At 49.1% G+C, this 17,510-nt stretch carries 21 protein-coding genes and 1 tRNA gene; 15 read left to right on the top strand and 7 right to left on the bottom strand.

Features of this window, described 5'->3' with window-relative positions; genetic code table 11:
* The first annotated feature begins 1 nt into the window (after nucleotide 1).
* The 7 genes from SIB80_RS04470 to SIB80_RS04440 all read left to right on the top strand — a co-directional run bounded on the left by SIB80_RS04470 (nucleotide 2) and on the right by SIB80_RS04440 (nucleotide 5,604).
* The gene (locus SIB80_RS04470) at nucleotides 2-814 is read left to right on the top strand and encodes an HAD family hydrolase (RefSeq protein WP_063419313.1); all 813 of its coding nucleotides are present in this window, start codon (nucleotides 2-4) and stop codon (nucleotides 812-814) included.
* The gene (metK, locus tag SIB80_RS04465) at nucleotides 811-2,070 is read left to right on the top strand and encodes a methionine adenosyltransferase (protein WP_063419312.1); all 1,260 of its coding nucleotides are present in this window, start codon (nucleotides 811-813) and stop codon (nucleotides 2,068-2,070) included. Before SIB80_RS04470 ends, metK begins: the two co-directional genes overlap by 4 nt.
* Nucleotides 2,071-2,077: 7 nt before the next feature.
* Nucleotides 2,078-3,361, top strand: coding sequence for an FGGY-family carbohydrate kinase (locus tag SIB80_RS04460; RefSeq protein ID WP_063419311.1), 1,284 nt, complete (start codon nucleotides 2,078-2,080; stop codon nucleotides 3,359-3,361).
* A gap of 189 nt (nucleotides 3,362-3,550) precedes the next feature.
* Complete coding sequence (locus tag SIB80_RS04455; RefSeq protein WP_011826823.1) at nucleotides 3,551-3,826, top strand: DUF2470 domain-containing protein; 276 nt, start codon at nucleotides 3,551-3,553, stop codon at nucleotides 3,824-3,826.
* A 66-nt stretch (nucleotides 3,827-3,892) separates the two neighbouring features.
* Nucleotides 3,893-4,570 (top strand): ComF family protein, encoded by a 678-nt coding sequence (locus SIB80_RS04450; RefSeq protein ID WP_413351885.1) that lies wholly within the window; start codon nucleotides 3,893-3,895, stop codon nucleotides 4,568-4,570.
* Nucleotides 4,571-5,266: 696 nt separating this feature from the next.
* A tRNA-Phe gene (locus tag SIB80_RS04445) sits at nucleotides 5,267-5,339 on the top strand.
* A gap of 10 nt (nucleotides 5,340-5,349) precedes the next feature.
* Nucleotides 5,350-5,604 (top strand): hypothetical protein, encoded by a 255-nt coding sequence (locus SIB80_RS04440; protein WP_011131041.1) that lies wholly within the window; start codon nucleotides 5,350-5,352, stop codon nucleotides 5,602-5,604.
* Nucleotides 5,605-5,753: 149 nt separating this feature from the next.
* On the opposite strand, the gene SIB80_RS04435 is transcribed toward SIB80_RS04440, so the two are convergent.
* A complete protein-coding gene (locus SIB80_RS04435) occupies nucleotides 5,754-6,083 on the bottom strand; it encodes a hypothetical protein (RefSeq protein ID WP_063419309.1) in 330 nt (109 codons plus the stop codon).
* 527 nt (nucleotides 6,084-6,610) lie between these two features.
* On the opposite strand from SIB80_RS04435, the gene SIB80_RS04430 reads away from it, so the two are divergent.
* Genes SIB80_RS04430 through SIB80_RS04420 form a run of 3 tightly spaced genes read left to right on the top strand, consistent with a single transcriptional unit; the run spans nucleotide 6,611 to nucleotide 7,954 of the window.
* Nucleotides 6,611-6,799 (top strand): hypothetical protein, encoded by a 189-nt coding sequence (locus SIB80_RS04430; protein WP_063419307.1) that lies wholly within the window; start codon nucleotides 6,611-6,613, stop codon nucleotides 6,797-6,799.
* Nucleotides 6,789-7,322 (top strand): phycobiliprotein lyase, encoded by a 534-nt coding sequence (locus SIB80_RS04425; protein ID WP_063419306.1) that lies wholly within the window; start codon nucleotides 6,789-6,791, stop codon nucleotides 7,320-7,322. Before SIB80_RS04430 ends, SIB80_RS04425 begins: the two co-directional genes overlap by 11 nt.
* Nucleotides 7,323-7,339: 17 nt before the next feature.
* Complete coding sequence (locus SIB80_RS04420) at nucleotides 7,340-7,954, top strand: chromophore lyase CpcT/CpeT (protein WP_063419305.1); 615 nt, start codon at nucleotides 7,340-7,342, stop codon at nucleotides 7,952-7,954.
* A 317-nt stretch (nucleotides 7,955-8,271) separates the two neighbouring features.
* On the opposite strand, the gene SIB80_RS04415 is transcribed toward SIB80_RS04420, so the two are convergent.
* Together SIB80_RS04415 and SIB80_RS04410 are read right to left on the bottom strand one after the other, a co-directional pair.
* Complete coding sequence (locus SIB80_RS04415; protein WP_063419304.1) at nucleotides 8,272-9,621, bottom strand: HEAT repeat domain-containing protein; 1,350 nt, start codon at nucleotides 9,619-9,621, stop codon at nucleotides 8,272-8,274.
* A 505-nt stretch (nucleotides 9,622-10,126) separates the two neighbouring features.
* Nucleotides 10,127-10,336, bottom strand: a complete 210-nt coding sequence (locus SIB80_RS04410; protein ID WP_169189832.1) for a hypothetical protein — start codon at nucleotides 10,334-10,336, stop codon at nucleotides 10,127-10,129.
* A gap of 1,069 nt (nucleotides 10,337-11,405) precedes the next feature.
* On the opposite strand from SIB80_RS04410, the gene SIB80_RS04405 reads away from it, so the two are divergent.
* Nucleotides 11,406-12,326, top strand: a complete 921-nt coding sequence (locus SIB80_RS04405) for a HEAT repeat domain-containing protein (RefSeq protein ID WP_063419301.1) — start codon at nucleotides 11,406-11,408, stop codon at nucleotides 12,324-12,326.
* Nucleotides 12,327-12,329: 3 nt separating this feature from the next.
* On the opposite strand, the gene SIB80_RS04400 is transcribed toward SIB80_RS04405, so the two are convergent.
* The 3 genes from SIB80_RS04400 to SIB80_RS04390 all read right to left on the bottom strand — a co-directional run bounded on the left by SIB80_RS04400 (nucleotide 12,330) and on the right by SIB80_RS04390 (nucleotide 14,203).
* Nucleotides 12,330-12,674 (bottom strand): hypothetical protein, encoded by a 345-nt coding sequence (locus SIB80_RS04400; RefSeq protein WP_240951574.1) that lies wholly within the window; start codon nucleotides 12,672-12,674, stop codon nucleotides 12,330-12,332.
* Between the two features lie 459 nt (nucleotides 12,675-13,133).
* Nucleotides 13,134-13,601 (bottom strand): bleomycin hydrolase, encoded by a 468-nt coding sequence (locus SIB80_RS04395; RefSeq protein ID WP_063419299.1) that lies wholly within the window; start codon nucleotides 13,599-13,601, stop codon nucleotides 13,134-13,136.
* A gap of 56 nt (nucleotides 13,602-13,657) precedes the next feature.
* Nucleotides 13,658-14,203 (bottom strand): bleomycin hydrolase, encoded by a 546-nt coding sequence (locus SIB80_RS04390; protein WP_063419298.1) that lies wholly within the window; start codon nucleotides 14,201-14,203, stop codon nucleotides 13,658-13,660.
* A gap of 498 nt (nucleotides 14,204-14,701) precedes the next feature.
* Between SIB80_RS04390 and SIB80_RS04385 the strand changes: the two genes are divergently transcribed.
* Together SIB80_RS04385 and SIB80_RS04380 are read left to right on the top strand one after the other, a co-directional pair.
* Nucleotides 14,702-14,908, top strand: coding sequence for a hypothetical protein (locus SIB80_RS04385; protein WP_041384640.1), 207 nt, complete (start codon nucleotides 14,702-14,704; stop codon nucleotides 14,906-14,908).
* Between the two features lie 112 nt (nucleotides 14,909-15,020).
* A complete protein-coding gene (locus tag SIB80_RS04380) occupies nucleotides 15,021-15,740 on the top strand; it encodes a heme oxygenase (biliverdin-producing) (RefSeq protein WP_063419297.1) in 720 nt (239 codons plus the stop codon).
* Here SIB80_RS04380 and SIB80_RS04375 read toward each other — a convergent pair.
* Complete coding sequence (locus SIB80_RS04375; protein ID WP_268873906.1) at nucleotides 15,737-15,871, bottom strand: hypothetical protein; 135 nt, start codon at nucleotides 15,869-15,871, stop codon at nucleotides 15,737-15,739. The genes SIB80_RS04380 and SIB80_RS04375 overlap by 4 nt on opposite strands.
* Nucleotides 15,872-15,968: 97 nt before the next feature.
* Here SIB80_RS04375 and SIB80_RS04370 point away from each other — a divergent pair, with 97 nt between their 5' ends.
* Together SIB80_RS04370 and SIB80_RS04365 are read left to right on the top strand one after the other, a co-directional pair.
* The gene (locus SIB80_RS04370) at nucleotides 15,969-16,718 is read left to right on the top strand and encodes a 15,16-dihydrobiliverdin:ferredoxin oxidoreductase (RefSeq protein WP_063419296.1); all 750 of its coding nucleotides are present in this window, start codon (nucleotides 15,969-15,971) and stop codon (nucleotides 16,716-16,718) included.
* Nucleotides 16,715-17,488: a phycoerythrobilin:ferredoxin oxidoreductase gene (locus SIB80_RS04365; RefSeq protein ID WP_063419295.1), complete on the top strand. Its 774-nt coding sequence runs from the start codon at nucleotides 16,715-16,717 to the stop codon at nucleotides 17,486-17,488. The genes SIB80_RS04370 and SIB80_RS04365 overlap by 4 nt, the downstream gene beginning before the upstream one ends.
* The last annotated feature ends 22 nt before the right edge of the window (nucleotides 17,489-17,510 follow it).

Here is a 17,510-nt window from a genome sequence, read left to right as displayed (position 1 = left end):
CATGCCTCAACTGTTGCTGAGGGGGACGCCCATCGGCAAGATCCAAGGGGTGCTGTTCGACAAGGATGGCACCCTTTGCCATAGCGAACCCCACCTGCTATCTCTGGCAAAAGGAAGAATCGAACAAGCCATTCGTAGGTTTCACCGAGGGAATGCAAGCGAAAGTGTGGTTTGCAAAATTCAGGAACTTCTCTCTGCTGCCTATGGACTCAACACTGAAGGACTCGATCCAGGCGGAACCATCGCCGTAGCGTCAAGGCATCACAACCTAATCTCCACAGCAACGGTGTTCTGTCTGCTCGGAGAAGGCTGGCCACAGGCTCTTGCTCTGGCCAATGAAGTGTTCGCAGCTGTGGATGCTCTTGAGAATGAAGGGCCCTGCCTAGCAACAACGAGAACTCTGCTACCAGGTGCCCTTTCGCTCTTGCAAGCGCTGCGACAACAAGGGGTGATCTGCGCCGTGATTAGCAATGACAGCGCCTCAGGGATTGAGACCTTCCTGAACCAAAACAATCTTCATGACACGGTGACCGGGCTCTGGAGCGCTGAGCATCAACCAGCCAAGCCCAATCCAAATGCCGTCAAAAGACTCTGCCAGTTAATGGGATTAGCCCCAGCCCACTGCGCCTTGATTGGTGATGCCGATTCCGATTTACAGATGGCTCGCCAGGCTGGTATAGGTCTCAGCCTTGGTTACATGGCCGGCTGGAATCAACCCCCAACACTGACGAACTACCACCACCTCATCCACCACTGGAATGATCTAGTCGTCAAGGCAGACCCTAAAATTACGCATAACTTCAGTTCTCCATGAGCCGTTACGTCTTCACCTCTGAGTCCGTCACAGAAGGGCATCCCGACAAGATCTGTGATCAAGTGAGTGATGCCGTTCTAGACGCCCTACTCGCTCAAGACCCGAGCAGCCGAGTTGCCTGTGAAACAGTTGTCAATACAGGGCTCTGCCTCATCACAGGCGAAGTGACCTCAAACTCCCAGGTTGATTTCATCCATCTTGTTAGAAACGTAATCCGCGAGATTGGCTATAGCGGTGCTCGTGCAGGTGGATTTGATGCCACCAGTTGCGCCGTGCTCGTTGCCCTGGATCAACAATCACCAGACATCGCCCAAGGGGTTAATGAAGCCGACGACCATTCAGGTGATCCTCTTGACAAGGTGGGAGCCGGAGACCAAGGGATCATGTTTGGCTACGCCTGCGACGACACCCCTGAGCTGATGCCCCTACCGATCAGCCTCGCCCATCGCCTTGCCCGTCAACTCGCTGCAGTCCGTCATGACGGGTCTCTGAGCTACTTGCTACCTGATGGGAAGACCCAAGTCAGTGTGGTCTACGAAAACGACCGTCCTGTCGCGATCGACACGATTTTGATCTCCACTCAACACACCTCGGAGGTAGAGGGCATCTCGGATGAGAATGGAATCCGTGAGCGGATCACTCAAGACCTCTGGACCCATGTCGTAGAACCAGCGACTGCTGACCTCCCCCTCAAACCCAATCGTGAGGCGACCCGCTTTTTAGTCAATCCAACCGGTAAGTTTGTGGTCGGAGGCCCACAGGGGGATGCTGGCCTTACTGGCCGAAAGATCATCGTAGATACCTACGGCGGCTATGCCCGCCATGGTGGTGGAGCCTTTTCGGGCAAAGACCCAACCAAAGTGGACCGCTCTGCCGCCTACGCCGCTCGATTTGTGGCCAAGTGTCTTGTAGCAGCAGGCCTCGCTCAACGTGCAGAGGTGCAACTCAGCTATGCCATTGGCGTGGCTAAACCCGTCTCGATCCTAGTGGAATCTTTTGGCACCGGAAAAGTAACAAATGACAAACTCACAGCCTTGGTGCAAGACCATTTTGACCTGCGACCTGGTGCCATCATCGAACAATTCAAGTTGCGAAAGCTGCCTCAGCAACGCGGAGGACGGTTCTACCAAGACACTGCTGCCTATGGCCACTTCGGCCGCCCTGATCTAAATCTTCCCTGGGAAGACGTTACGGACAAGGCCTCCACTCTGCTTCAAGCAGAGGCCCAACAACAAAAACAGGGAAGCAGCCTCTAGAAACCCCATGCCTAACTCGTCCCTGGCGCTCGGCATCGACCTTGGCACCAGCGGCGTACGGCTTGCCGTGCTCAACGAGCACGGCAAGCTGATCCACACAAGCACAGCGGACTATCCAAAAGGGCTTGAGATCCCTGAAGACTGGAAAACCTGCTGCACAGAGCTAATTCGGGCTTTGCCCACCAACCTTCGGCTGGCCCTGAGGGCATTAGCCGTGGATGGCACATCAGGAACTCTGCTGGCCTGCGACCACACTGGGACAGCCCTTAGCAGAGCCCTTCCATACAATCTGAGCTGCCCAGAGCAAAGGCAAACACTCATCTCCCTCGTATCCCATGGAGAACCAGCCTCAAGTGTGAGCAGCAGCTTGGCAAGGGCTCTACGACTAATCAGCACACATGGCCAAAGCGTTCTGCTACGCCATCAAGCGGACTGGATCAGCGGCTGGTTGCTAGGCAATTGGTGCTGGGGAGAAGAAGGCAACAACCTGCGCTTAGGCTGGGATTTAGTCAATCAGACCTGGCCTGCCAGCATTGCCGAAACAGCCTGGCGGGCAGCACTTCCTGAGATCGTAAGCAGCGGCAAAGTTCTGGGTACGGTGGCACCTGAGCAGTCCCAAAGCCTTGGCCTACCGAAACAACTCCTCGTAGTAGCAGGGACCACCGACGCCAATGCTGCTGTTTTAACTGCCAATGCAGGTCCCGACGACGGCATCACCGTGCTGGGCAGCACCCTTGTGCTGAAACGTTTTACGGAAGGTCCAATCCGTGGTGCTGGCATCACCAACCATCGCGTTGGCGGACGATGGCTCTGCGGCGGAGCCTCCAATGCCGGTGGCAGTGTCCTTCGACAACTGTTCAGTGATACCGAGCTCAAAGAGTTAAGCCGCCAGATCAATCCAGAGTTCAACAGTGGTCTAATGCTGCGCCCTCTTCCCGGCCCCGGCGAACGCTTCCCAATTGACGATCCCACACTCGAACCACAGTTAACTCCACGACCTGTGAGCGATTCCCTCTACCTCCATGGCCTACTGGAAGGCCTCGCACGCATCGAATTGCAAGGCTGGCAACGTCTCAAAGAACTTGGCGCGCCCCCTCCCAAGCAAGTGATCAGCCTGGGAGGAGGTGCACGCAATCCCCAATGGCGTCGATTAAGAGAACGGATCCTTGGCATACCCGTCAAGACTTGCACCAACCCACCAGCTGCAGGAGTAGCCCGTCTGGCCTTGCAAGCGATCTCTCCTCAACACAACTTGATTAGTACCAAGCAAGAATCGGATCACCAGCGCTGAATGGTGCTAACCAAATGGCATGACCACAATTTGACTGGACTGGTTGTCATGAAGAAAAGTTCAATGAGCTTCAATGTGATCGAACTAGAGATACTTCCTTCTTTAACAACGCTTTGACTAACTCCTCTTGGTAAGAGCTCACTTCAGGCTCTCCAATCTCTAGTCTCAAAATTTCCAACACCACTGCTTATGAGCTCCGACCCCCTCACCCCTGATGTCAGTGCACGCATCTGTCGCCACATGAATGGCGACCATGCCGAGGCTGTCATGAATTATGCGCGTTACTACGGAGGAATTAAAGACCCCCAAACAGCCAAGATGATTTTAATCACCTCGGAAACGATGGAACTTGAAGTGGATGGGGATGCCTTAGAGATCAAGTTCGACCACACCCTCACCGATAGTGAAGATGCCCATCACACTCTGGTGGCCATGCTGAAAGCCATGCCGAAATCATCTGGCTGATATGGCCTCATCAGGGAACCCTGCCATAAGAACAAGGGGAATCCTTGTTTCAGAAGCTGAACTGCATTGCTTTCATCCCTGATGCGAGCAGGTCATGCCCTGCTCATGCAACCCCAGTGCCCCATCTGCCGGGCAGCGATTACCTCAGATACCGAGTGTTCCAAGCCTTGCCTGAACTGTTGCATGAAACTCGATCTACCAGCCGATGGCTTAAGAGGCTTCAGTCCCCTGAACTGGCGGGCGCTGGGTTGGTACGAAGGTCATCTCCGCCGACTGTTGTTGAATCTGCGTCGCAATCGGAAGCTCTCAGCGATCCACGCCTTAGCAAAACTGCTGACCCCGCTCGTCCCCATCAACGCTGTGCTGGTCCCGATTCCGAGCTGGAAAAGCCTAAGCCGAACAAATCCTGTACCCCAGCTTCTGGCCAGTAGCTTATGCCGTCCCTGCCATGGCCTCTTACGCCGCCGCCATGCAACCGTGGGACAACACCATCTCGACAGACAGCTACGCCAGCGAAACCAAATTCATTCATTCGAAGCGGTGCCAGACCTTAGCAACAACGCAACTGACTGGTCCTTTCATCAGGTTTGGATTGTTGATGACATCCTCACCACTGGTGCCACAGCTCTGGCAGCCAGAAATTGCTTGCAGAATCTTGGCATTACTGTAGGTGGTGCGATCTGCCTAGCAAAAACCCCAAAACAAAAGAGCAAATACAACCCCAAAACCATTCGCAATGGGTGAGTCTGGCCAACAGGGCGACTGCCAGTCCAGAAGCAATGTTTAGCTTTAGCCGAAAAGATGCATTGTCAAGAATTAGGCCACGAGTCAAAAGAACAAACGCCGTCATAGATACCAACAGGGCATGGCCTTTACCTTCAATTGAAAAGCGCATAGGGCAGGGAATGCAGAAAGCCAACAGAGCGACAAGATCAACTGCTCGAAAACGACACCGAACCAAACCGGCAGCCTGAGTAAGCATGAGAATTCCTCTAGCCAGATGGGCCAACCAGGAGGAAACATGCAGGCTGATAGCGCTTTGTCCAACAGACTGCCCCCAGCCCCCGAGCATCAAGTCATAGAAGGGAGGGTGTGAGTCGGTTTTCTGCTAATCGAAGATGGAAAGAACTGCGAGCTAAAACACCTGAATCACAGTGCGCAGCTCATCACCGCAAAGACTAGAGCGATCGATCAGGCAGAAGGCTTTGATGGCAAAAAACAAGCTCACCATCAACGCAGGAACGACAACGCCACTGCTGATCTACTGATGAGCTTTGGACTGCCCCCTTAAGCATCATGATCATCGCCGCCAAGACGCGATTGGGTTTGCGCCACAGCAAGCTTGCTGACCCAGTGGCCTAAGGCAATGATTTCATCACCACCCTGACAAGGCTTTGCCTCACCCAGTGATTTAAGATTCCGAGGTCGCGAAGGCGACTAGCCGGGATAGCTCAGTTGGTAGAGCAGGCGACTGAAAATCGCCGTGTCCCCAGTTCAAATCTGGGTCCTGGCATCAATTTAAGATGCCCATTGCCGTGTCTTTCTCTCCGTCCAACGAAAAGAGCGACCGCCTGTTCAATAATGCAGACAATTTTGCGATGATATTTGATGAGGCCTGGAAGAACTATCAGTCTAAAAAAGAAGGAAATAAGCTTAGTCAGGAGACTAAACTAAATCTAGTCCTAGACACGATCAAGGACCACCCATTCCTATTGGGATCTCCATCCATTGCCAAAGAAGTGGCTCAATTTCGCATCCGACTTCTTGATCTGATCTAAAATATAGATCAGGTTAAAAGCAGATTTGTTTGCGCATCCTCCACGCATTGAGTATCGCCAACATCATCGTCAAAAGCCCCATCCCCACTCTCAAGGCACTGATCAACATTCCCCTCTCCCTGGATATCTTCTGTCTTCAAATTAAAGGTTTAGTCTGATTCACTATTCTCAGGCTTAACCTCTTGAAGGATCTGCCCTTCTGATGAAATAGCGTAAGCGAGGTTGAACGAGGTACATCGGTCTGGATCAACGTCTAAAAGCCCCTTTAGGTGCCTCACGCGCTCCTCACTATCAACAAGGAGCTTCTTAGTGGCTTCATAGCAGCCATCATCCTTCAAACATTGACTACTCTCAAGTATCGTGACCCTTTCTTCAAGCTGAATCAGCCTCAAAATCAAGGCCTCACTCAACTGACTAAAACCATGCAGTTGCTTACTAAGCAACTTTTCAAAACAGGCCTTGTTTTCACGGACCGTCATCAGTTATTTCATCCCAGAAAGAATCTTGCCGATGTTATCGGTGCCACGCTGCCTGTCCATCTCAGAAGCTTCAACGAGGCAAAGTTGGTTTCATCACTCTCCTCCAATTTCTACTGCGAGACCAAGACAAGCTTGAGCAGATGAAGCAAGAAGCGATTGACTGGTGGAGTAATTTTCCAGAGATTAGATAGAGCTTGTTTTAGTTTGGGCAATCGCCTGGGTCAATGGCCAGGCAGCGAAAACGAGCGAGACTGCTCGCAAGTATTTATACCTAAGAGGCTTCTGATTGCTCTTCTCCTCTCGCCTGCTAGCGACTGACAAGGATGCATCTATAGGTTGATGACCTTATATCCAAGCCAAAAAAATCATGAAGCCATGCAAACTGAAAACAATTAAAGATTTTAGCTTCAAGCTCACAGGAAGAGACCTCTTGCTTGTTTATCATGGCCAAAGGGAGATGATTTCCCTGCAAACCATTGAGCTGTCGACAGGGCGACAAACTGAACTTTCCATCACCGAATTTCCCCATGCCTCTGTTTCGCCCCCCTTCAAGTGAACAACCGGGTGATCAATCTGCCCTAACCCCCTCAGGGAAAGAAATCCCCATGGCGATGTCGATGATGGTTGACTCAATGGTACGCATGATTCAAAAAGCCAGTGGCAATCAGCCAAGTGGTCAAAACAAAGACTCAAACGAATCTCTTGATGAACATTGAGCAGTTCGTTGCTCAAAGTGAAGGTACATGGCGGTCAATGCGAAGTAGCCATTCACTAGCCTTCCAACAATTTGAGGAAGTACTAAGCGAGATTCGCATCCAAAAGGTCAATAGCGAAGATCCCGAAGTTATCCAACTCCTCAAGTCCACGACAAGTCACAACAGCATGACCGTATCGCCGTTCAAAATGGAATGGCAAGCTGAAAGTGACTGGGAGCCAAATGTAAAGTCAGAGGTCACATCGGGCTCATGCCTTTTAATACCTATCCCAAAAACCCATGAGAAAGGGGTGATCTTAAGAAGTAGGGGCTATGCAGAAGCTGAAAAAGCTGTCTCAAATTATGAATTCCTATCAGACGGGACTTTCCTGCTGATGACCAAATATGGGCAATCTATTGCTGAGGAGAGAATCTGGTTTGTTTCCAAACACATTCGGTGCCGATCATCAGTTCTACGAACATCAGAAGGCTCAGGCGTCCTGCAAACATCTTTTGCCTCGGAAGTGCGCAGGCTAAAAAACTAAAGGATCAACAAAAAAAGATGCGTCAGAGTTCATTACTACGTTTCGCCAAAACATTAGCTGCTCACTACAGCAACAAGGAGCAAGCTCAGAAAAATCCAATCCACTTTGCCAGAATCAATATCTACTTTAGGCCACTATTATGGGATGTATTGAAAGGGCCTGGATATTATTCAGAGCAAAGTTATGACTATGATCCATGGCGTCCTTATCGTCAGGGCGTGCATAAATTACTAGCAAGCAAAGAAGCATTCATATTGGAGAATTATAGCTTGCAAGAGCCTAAGCGCTTGGCTGGCGCGGGGTTTTACCCTGACCTTCTCAATCACCTATGCGCTGATACGCTCATTCCAAGACGGGGCTGCTCTATGCACTTCGAGGAAGTCAAACCAAACCAATATCGAGGACAAGTTGAACCTGGTAAAAACTGCCTAGTTCCTCGCAACAACACCATGACTTATCTGGTCAGCGAGGTGGAGTTTGATGAAAAAATTTGGATTAGTCGAGATCGCGGATTTGACCCCAAAACACATGAACAGCTCTGGGGCTCAAAGCACGGTCCACTTCACTTCCAACGTATTGTCAATCTAGGCGATCATCTTAACGAAAGCTGGTTGCGCTCTGCCTCACACTGAATTAACACATCAAAGAAAATAGTGATATGTCGTAAGCCTGAAATAACAAGAGGCAGAAATGCCATGACAGTTCAATGCATCTATCAACTGTCCCATGCTCTCAAATCCTGCTTTCCAGGCCCACTAAGCCATTGCCATTTTTTACCTTGCAAAAACCAGGGCCTCTCGAACACTGAGAGATAAAAGCATGAAGGAATTAATAGGCTCAATATCTTGATAGTTGACCAGCAAAATAATAATAAATAAAGCACTAAATCTATAGTCAATGCTACTATCCAAGATTCACGAGCAAGGCGAATCAGCAAAAAAGAATCCCCTTACCTTACAGGAGGAGAAACCCCGATACGATTCATCTCAAGACTGTTAACCTTAGCTCGAACAAAGCGATGTGGGTCCTCCTTATTTCTAGCCACATTCTCTACCAATACGCCCCATTCTTCTACATGAAGCAAAGGCTCAATAGCCAATAATGCTGCATATCGACAGGCCCAGTAAGGAGACTTCTCTGGGTTCAGCCATTGAGACAAATAGGAACAACCAATCTCGGGGCTATATTGCATCAGCGTAAGGATGGAAGCTGGCTTGAATTTAATAAAATCAGGCCAACGCCGATCAAGTGCAGAGAAGCAGAAATCCTGAATTTTCTGTTGTGCTGTTTCCGGCCAATCGGTCATACATCTAAAAAGAACCATAAAGAAATAGAGCGCGCCATAATCCTTCTTTGCTCGTTCCCAGCATTTCAACAACAAAGGCCAAAGCTCTTTTGGATTGCGACTACGCAAGGTCTGAACAGCCAGATAACAGCGACTAAAATCAGTCCCGAATAGTTCCTCAATCAGGAAGGCATCTTTAGGGGATTCATCATAATGATGCACGAGATCAAGATCATCTGGGTCATCAAGCATCAGCCCATCCAAAATAACCAGCAAATCAAGGCCATTCTTCTTTACCACCTCTTCAGGCCAAAGAGCATTCAAGGCCCGCATGCGAAAGGTCGGAGATACAGGTGCCCTTAAAGTAGCCTTAAGTAAATCAAATTCACCTGCATCGATAACATCCTGAATTGCAAGATGCCGATCCATCTGAACAGGAAGGGCCAGATGCAACTCCAGCTCCAGCAATCGATCTCTTTTGCCGCAAAGCCTAAACACTGCAGCAAGAGCAGCACCACGAACCCCAGGGTTGGCATCATCCTGCAAAGACTCAATTCTTGGTGCCGCTGAAACCACCCCAAGGCAAGCCAGGCTCTGAATCAACACGCGCCGATGCTGCTTGGGATCATCTAGCAAAGACATCATGACTTGATGTAGATCAGGGTCCTGACAATCCAACTCTTGAAGGGCCCAAGCAGAAATCTCAACCAAATTTGGATCAGTGCTTGTGAGGCAGCGACCAATGGCAGGAATTGCAGCGGTACATCGAAGACGAGCCAAGCCCTCAACGGCCTTTTTACGGGCAATCACAACAGGAAGTTCAGAGGACTCTGACTCAACCAGGCGCAACAAAGCCCGTTCAGTCTTGGGTCCAGGGAATTTGCTTAGGTGAAAGGCTGCCTTGTAGTAATCACTGGCCAACTCCAACTTATTGATAGGCGTACAAAGAATCTTGAGTGCCTCTTCCTGGCTGAGAGATGGAAGATGATCGAATGGGCTCTTCAGCTCTTTCACTAGATCAGAATATGAACGAGGAACAAGGCCGAAAGGTTGACCAAGTCATTACTCTGGAACAATGCATTCCTATCTCAGTCATCTTTTAAGAAGTAGTAGGCAATCTTGAACTCTGCTGTTTTGCGAAAGGGGCTGATCTTATGTTAGAGGCATGCCTCCTGGAGGAAGCTGGAATAGCAAAGTATCGCTACAACTGATCATGAGTTACAGGGTCAACAGAGGCAACACTCATTGAAATATCTAATAGCCAAATTGATCCTTATCATCTTGCCAAGGCCCTCAAAAACCTCTCATTCAATCATTCTCTCCCATAGCAAATAGCCTCAGTGTTGACTACGGAATGACTCTTTACGACTGACAAGGAATCGAAATACCTGCCCCAATGCAGAATGGGAAAGCCTAGCCTAACTTCAGCAATAAAAACATTCTAGACGCTTCGACTTGAAGATGCATTATTTAGAGGAGTGAAAACATTGCAACGCAAGTAATAGGCCAATTCATAAGTTTATGCTGCTGGCTGCTCATTGGCAGGGACCTCTTTTGCTACTAAAAAGATAGCTTCAATCATGGCCAACTGATTCAGCCAGAAAAGCTTACTTCTATCTCTTTTCCCTAATGCGACAAAGCAGAAAAAAGAGAAATAATGCCCAGAGCTCCACAAATAGCCACTAAAAGAAGCGTCAGCTAAAGAGCAAAACATTAGGTTCGAAGCCATAGCTACATGAAATCTATGTGCCAATTTAGGCCGCAAAGTATCATCGACTTATCCATTACTTGTCGGCAAAGAAATATACCATCATTAACTGAATGAGAATGCCGCGCTATTGCCCGCCCAATTGAGCTCACTTATGAATAGTTCACGTAGCTCAGCCTCAACCAAAGAAGCTATTTCTGCTTCCATGCTACAACCTGTAGCTTTTGATTCATCCATATGAGTCATATTGATCAACAATAAAACATGTTTTGAGATAGAAAAGCTGTGGGAATAAGCAAGGGATTCCATTCTATGGAAATAGAGCGCAGCGCTAAAACTCTTAGTACATTGACTGACATACAATCTGGGAAGGAGTCGAGACTTGCGCAAGCATTGGTAATAGCCTTAAAAACAAAACCAACTTTCAACTATCCAACAAGAGGGCTGGAGTGCCTCAATAATCAAGTTCGACTCTGAATAATCAAGCTTCACTGAACAGCTTATCGTCGCTTTACTGACCACTATTATATCGACAAGTCAATCACCCCAAAAAAGAGAACCTCTAATGGCTTCAGATCAATACTTCAAAGACCCTTTTAGCTTCTATCACCATCCTGAGGCTGTTCTAGCTAATAGCAATTATCAAGCTGTTGGAATCTAGAATCTCCAGCACAGCCAAACTTAACTGCTTATCAAGCAAAGCAAACACAATCCCAGGATCCTTTCAAGGGCAAATAACTATCGCAATAACTCTGACCATCCCTTAAACAAATTCATAACAGCTGACCTTCCAAAGACAATCAGGATGACAAAGGGTTTAACTAACTTCAAGGCTAAAAAACGCAGCAAAACCTTCGGTCAGGATCCTTACTAGTGCAATTCCAAAAGAATGAAGGCACAATTTCTAATTACAGCCAAAATCCTGCACAATTCACAAACGACATCATGGTCTCATTGTTATCCCCTTAGCCTTCTATCAGGCAGGCTTGCATAAGGGGCTTAACCGTTAAAACAGTGGATCCGTTGATCTCTCGACTCTAGTCATTACCTTGCTCACATCGATAATGCATGCATTCTCAAGTCGACAACATTGACACAGGAGCACCCCTTCAGCATCAATACTGACGAGTCGTTGCTGAATGAAGACGAAGCCGCTGAACTGGCCGATGAATTAAAGGCCATGCTCAGACGTGGAGACACGCCGAAAGCCGATGCAGAGCAGATTCAGCGCATGGTGTCTGGTCTTGGCGATCATCGAGGATTGCTTCGACGTACCTTTGCAGAAAGTCTCGGTCTCGTAGGCAAGGCCGCGGTGCCAGCACTTTGTGTGGCCCTACAAAAGCATTCAAGTGCCACGGTGAGGCGCGCCGCCGCAAAGACCCTCAAACTGGTGGGCGATCCAAGCACCTTGCCAAATCTCCTCGAAGCCCTTCTCAACGATCCAGACCCTGTCGTTCAGGGATCAGCGGCAGGAGCCATGGCGATTTTTGGTGCAGATGCAGTAGAGCTCCTGCTAGATGTTCTCATGAATCCCAACAGCACAGCAATGCAATGTGGATTCGCCAGCTGGGGGCTGGCCTTTGTGGGAGCTCAAGCACCTGATGCTCTTCGCAATGCAGCCCAATCCGACCATGCAGAAATTAGAGCGGCAGCCATCGCCGGCCTGGGAGAGCAAATACAAGCCTTGGGTGATACGGATGCTCGAGAGCTTCTCCTGGGAGCTTTAGTTGACCCTGCCAGCGATGTGCGTGCCGAAGCAACCATATTGCTTGGCAAGCTACACGAACCATCCTGGGCACAGCCAATGTTATTGGCCAGGCTCGATGATTTACACCCTCAAGTCCGAAAGAATGCAGCCTTGTCTCTAATGAAACTGAAGGCAACGGAAACACTCAATGAACTGCTTGCAAGAAAGTCTGCAGAACAAGATGAAAGCGTCAATAGAATTTTGCAGCTCGCAATTGATCAGCTTTCGAACGAAGGTATAAAAAAACATAACAATGAAAGCTAGTCATTATTGAGTACTGGGCTTGCCTGCATTACGTTGCTCCAATGTATTGAGAGCATCAATTACGCTCCCTCGCAACAAATCATCAATTAAATCGTCCACCTGAAGCTCTTTCAAGCAAGCTTCAGCTGCAGGATCATCAACTTCCCCAAGAGCAGTTACTGCAATAGCAGCCAGCAAGATATTATTACTTTTGCAACTCTGTAGCAGAAGTGGAAGCCCCTGCTTGCCGAGAAGAGATAGAAGCGGAACCACTGTAAGGATCAACTCAGGGATATCATCTTGTAGAGCCAATTCGACAACTTCTATGGCCTCTTTTGGGAAGGCTTCACCAGGGAACTTAGCTGCCACTTGCACAAAAGCCTTGAGACAACTTGTGCGAACTATCCTATTCTCACTGGCATGAAATATCTGCGCTAAAGGGAGCAAGGAGCGTCTACCAAATACACCAAGGGCTTTTACAGATGCTCTTCTAAGTTCAATATCCGTCTGATCCAGATTTGCCAGCAGCCTAGGCATTGACTCCTCAGGCCAGTAGCGAGACATTTTCAAATAAGCTTCTTCTTTGATTTGTGGATTTGGATGAGCAAAGTCATCAAATAAATCCTCAAGATCAGGCTTACAGTTTTCATCCCTGCTCATGTATGTAGGCTCAGCACATCTCAAGTCACTAGCGATAAGAGTAATTCAGAAGAGCTTGGGGGAGATCTTCAAATCAAATAGATTCCCAATGCTTTTACAGACAAGGCCAACCAAGCTAAAAACAAGCTGCGCAGACCTTGAGAAGTAGCAGCCTAAAGGCATTGAGATTCAGGAGAGAGCATTAATCAGGTAGTTAAGAAGGTCCTTAAACTCGTCGGCAGCTTGCTGATCCATATCACGAGGAACACATACACGCTCACGGATGTAGCTAAAGGCCTCGATGTAGGCAGAAGTAGGTATACCGAGTGTGCGAAACACTTCTCGAACACCGGCAATACCCCACTCATCAAGAGGGCCAGTGCTACCTGCTATCAAGCAATAGTTAATCAGGCGCAAGTAATGGTTGATGTCTCTTGCACACTTGTCCCTAGTTGCAAGGTCATACTTACCATCGCTGTAAACAGCTTTAAGTGCATCAGCAGTCACATTGTCTATGCCAGAAGCCAGCTTCTCAGCAGCTTCCATGCGGGCAGCCGCACGATCTAAGGATGCCTTGACAGCTTTAAGGTCACTTATATCAGGGAAACGACCTGCTGCATCTGCTGCAGTGATCACTGTTGTGACAGCAGATTTCATCGTGTGATTCCTTTTATGGAAGTGTGATAATTAACTTGAAGAAGATTACGAATGATTCAGCTCAGGGAGCTGATCACACGATCAAAATAGGAAGCAGCTTCTGCAGCAATGCCCTGGCAGTCAGAACCCTTACCAGAGATGCCCTGGAAAGCAGAGGGACCAGAATTTGTATCAGTAATGATAGCCACAGTAGCGGACTTCATGATCTCAACAGCACGAACTGCGTTCTTAATAGGCACGCCCAGGGCGTCGTAGGTCTCTTTGAGACCATTGAGGCAACGATCATCCAGAACAGATGCATCCCCTGCCAAGAGGGCGTAACTGACATAGCGGAGGATGATCTCTCCATCGCGCAAGCAAGCAGCCATGCGGCGAGTGGGATAGCAGTTACCGCCAGGCTGGGTCATGCCTGTGTTCTCGCAAACCATGCCGCTCACTGCATCCGCTGCAATACAAGAAATGTGTTGCGCGATTGCATTGGTTGCATCGATTCGAATGTTGGCATCCGCAACGTGCTGACGAAGAGAAGCCAAATCGGAACTGCCGAGGCAAGCCCCTTTGGCATCAGCACCAACTACAGCGCGAGAGAATGCGTCAAGCATTGGCAAGCCGGACAGGACTGGGGGTTAGGGAGCTTCTGAACCATTAAGGGAAGACTCCAAAAGCTAGATGGACATTACCACTTGCAGATAAACCTCTTAATGCGGGTGACGCCTTAAGAAGCCTGCATTAAAGCGGCAAGACCTTTGCGCTAATGGGTTTTGCCCCCCTTGAGTGAGGTGAAGACGAACGCAATCGTAAGCCTCTATACCGAAACCCAGCCAATCAGCAAGCAATCACGCAACGGTTCGTCACTGAAGCATCCACGCAACCAATACACACTGCTTGATCAAACTTTTGAGCTTCGGCACTCCAACAGACTCCAAACCAACAAGAGTAGAAGGAAGCCATAAGAGTAGAAGCAAGCCATGCAAGGCTTCATTGAGTTGCGTTGATCATTGCTCGAAAGGCTCGATGTTGAACTCCTCTAAAGGGGTTCTCTTGCTTGAAATGATGATTAAATATTCCAGTGTAGGCTTAAAGATGAGTGATTAAAACCAATGCCTGAAGCCACACGAGAAGAGCTACAGGAAACCATTGGGGATCTAAACGCCTATCGCAAGCGATTACGAAATGAAATCATCTCGATTGGGCAAAAGCTAAGGATGCCTCAAAAAAAGATCGACGCCTCATTAGCCGAACATACCGAATTGCAGCGAATCGACTTGATTCTCACTGAGCTCGTCGCACAGCGTGATCAGAATTAATCCAGCCTCATTGCCGTTGCATCCTGTTCAAGTGCGAATCCTTCTTTTAAGGTCTTCCTGAAACTGCCATTTAGCCTCCTAGGGTCAATCAAGACATTCGACTTCAAGCACCTTGGCGGTAGCCCTTGCGAGCCAACTAAGAGAAGGCACCAAGGCCGCCCACACGATGGCAGAGAACACTGGTTTCGTGAGCTGTTTCCTTAAAGGGGTGGTTGATCAGTCCAGTTATCGCATGCTGGTGGCTGATCTCTATTTCGTCTACTCCGCACTGGAAGCAGAAATCGGCAAGCTGCGTGAGCAAAAGCATCCGGTGGTGGCACCTATTGGCTTCCCCGAGCTCAATCGCTGCAAGGCCTTAGAACAAGATTTGATTTTTTATTTCGGCAGCGACTGGCGCAATCTGGCCAAGGCGACGCTGGCGGCTCAGGAGTATGTGGCCCGTATTCATAAGTTGGCGCAGGAGTCGCCTGAGTTACTAGTGGCTCATCACTACACCCGCTATCTCGGGGACCTTTCAGGCGGTCAGATTCTCAAGACCATTGCCCAGAAGGCCATGAAGCTAGGGGGCAATGACGGCGTGCGTTTTTATATCTTTGATGACATTGAAGACACCAAAGCGTTCAAGACTCTATACAGCGCCACCCTTGATAGCCTGCCGATCAATCAGCAGACCGCCGAACGCATGGTCGAGGAGGCAAATATGGCCTTTCACTGCAATATGGCCATGTTCAAGGAGTTGGAAGGCAACCTAGTGGCTGCAATTGGAAAGGTCCTGTTTGGATTCCTCACGAGCCGCCAACGAGGCGGCAGCACTGAGGATGCGGTGGCCTAAGAGGAAAAAGCAAGAGGTTGGCGGAGAATTAATACCCTCAACTGTTCAACACTTTCAACCTGGCTGAGGATGAAATGCTTGCGATCACCAGTCCCTATCAGTCCACTCTTGAGATCGAACGATCTGGGCATGTGATTGGCCTATTCATCAAACATGTCATGAAGCATCAAACCACTGATCTTGAGAAAATCTTCAACTCAGCCCAAAGAAGTGAGGGATCACATTTAGATGTTTGACCCATTACTTGAGAAACTGCACTCCAGCATCCGAATACAAGGCGGAGAAACTGCAGCAGTTCCTGATGGTCTTAGGGAATGTCGAAACGAGAAAAAAAACAGCTTGATTCGAAGTTGGCTCTGGCAAGTACCAGGGTTCCGTCGCTGGAGGGTCTCGCGACTCGATGCAGGGGAAAGCCTTCAGGTCCTCAACTCAGTGGCTTATCCGAACTACAACATTGATCAGCCATTGATGGGATTGGACTTGTTGTGGTTTGGGAAGAGACAAAAGCTAGTAGCGATCCTTGACTTCCAACCCCTCATTCAAGATCACTCCTACTTAGAGCGCCACTTCCAGGGACTCAAAACCCTCCAAAATCGTTTCCCTGAACTGAGTGGAGAGGAGACGATGCGATTGTTCGATCCCAATCAATACTTCTCCCCCTGGTTACTTTTCTGCAGAGGCGGCGCCGAAAAAGCAACCAACTCCTTACCTGAAGCGTTCAACGCTTTCCTGCACTGTTACTGGGAGCTTCACCAACAAAACAGCGATAAGGCCTCCCTAATACCGGCGGCCGAAGTCAAACAACTACAGATCGCTTATGACATTTACAGCGCTGAGCGGGATCCAGCCCACGGCTTGTTTACGAGTCATTTCGGCAAGGCATGGTCTGATCGCTTCCTAAACGAATTCCTATTTCCTGCCAGCACTAAAGCGGATTCATCTCCGCCGGCAGACGCAGACTATGACCTACCTCGATGAAACCCTTACGCCTAAGCAGCCTTGATCCAGTCAGGATGCCCGCATGGCGATGGGCGCCGTTCCTCAGCCATGCCATCAACGCTTTAATACCACTGAAGCCTGAGCCATACCCAGTAGCTCCAGAGTTCCTGCAAAGAGAAGGGGAAACAGGCTCCAAATCTCAACCCATCACGGTGACAACATGCACCTGGGCTTGCAAAACCAAAAAGTTCAGACAGGTGCGAGCCGCGTGCGTGGAGGCCGGCCGTTCAGCCTCGGTGTTGAATTTCGTGATAAACCCTTATCACACCTTTGATCTTCCCTTCTTCGGTGCAGACTTAGTAACACTTCCATCTGGGCACCTTTTAGCACTGGACTTACAGCCAGCAATCACAAGTGACGAACGCCATACCAAACAAGTCTGGGAACGACTGATGCCAATCTTTGAACAATGGAGAGTTCGCCTCCCTGAGGGAGGGCCGATACCAGAAGAAGCTAAACCTTACTTTTCACCAGGATTTCTCTGGACACGCCTACACCTGGGCAGTGAAGGAAACCAGCTGATCGATGAAGTCATCATGCCGGCATTTAGAGACTACCTAAACCTTTACTTAGATCTTGTCGAAATGGCAGAGGAGGTCTCCCCTCAACGGGCCTTCAAGCTTCTGGAAGGTCAGAAACGATACTTGAGCTACAGAGCGAAAAAGGATCCAGCGAGAGCCATGTTGGCCCGCTTCCATGGTCACCAATGGACCGAGTCTTATATCCATAATGTTCTTTTTGACCTCTAAGAGCGCTCTGATCAAGACCCTA

It is taken from the genome of Prochlorococcus sp. MIT 1327, assembly GCF_047304785.1.
Lineage (GTDB): Bacteria > Cyanobacteriota > Cyanobacteriia > PCC-6307 > Cyanobiaceae > Prochlorococcus > Prochlorococcus marinus_D.
The sequence above is the reverse complement of the archived record's forward strand: the minus strand, read 5'-3'. Positions and strand labels throughout refer to the sequence as shown.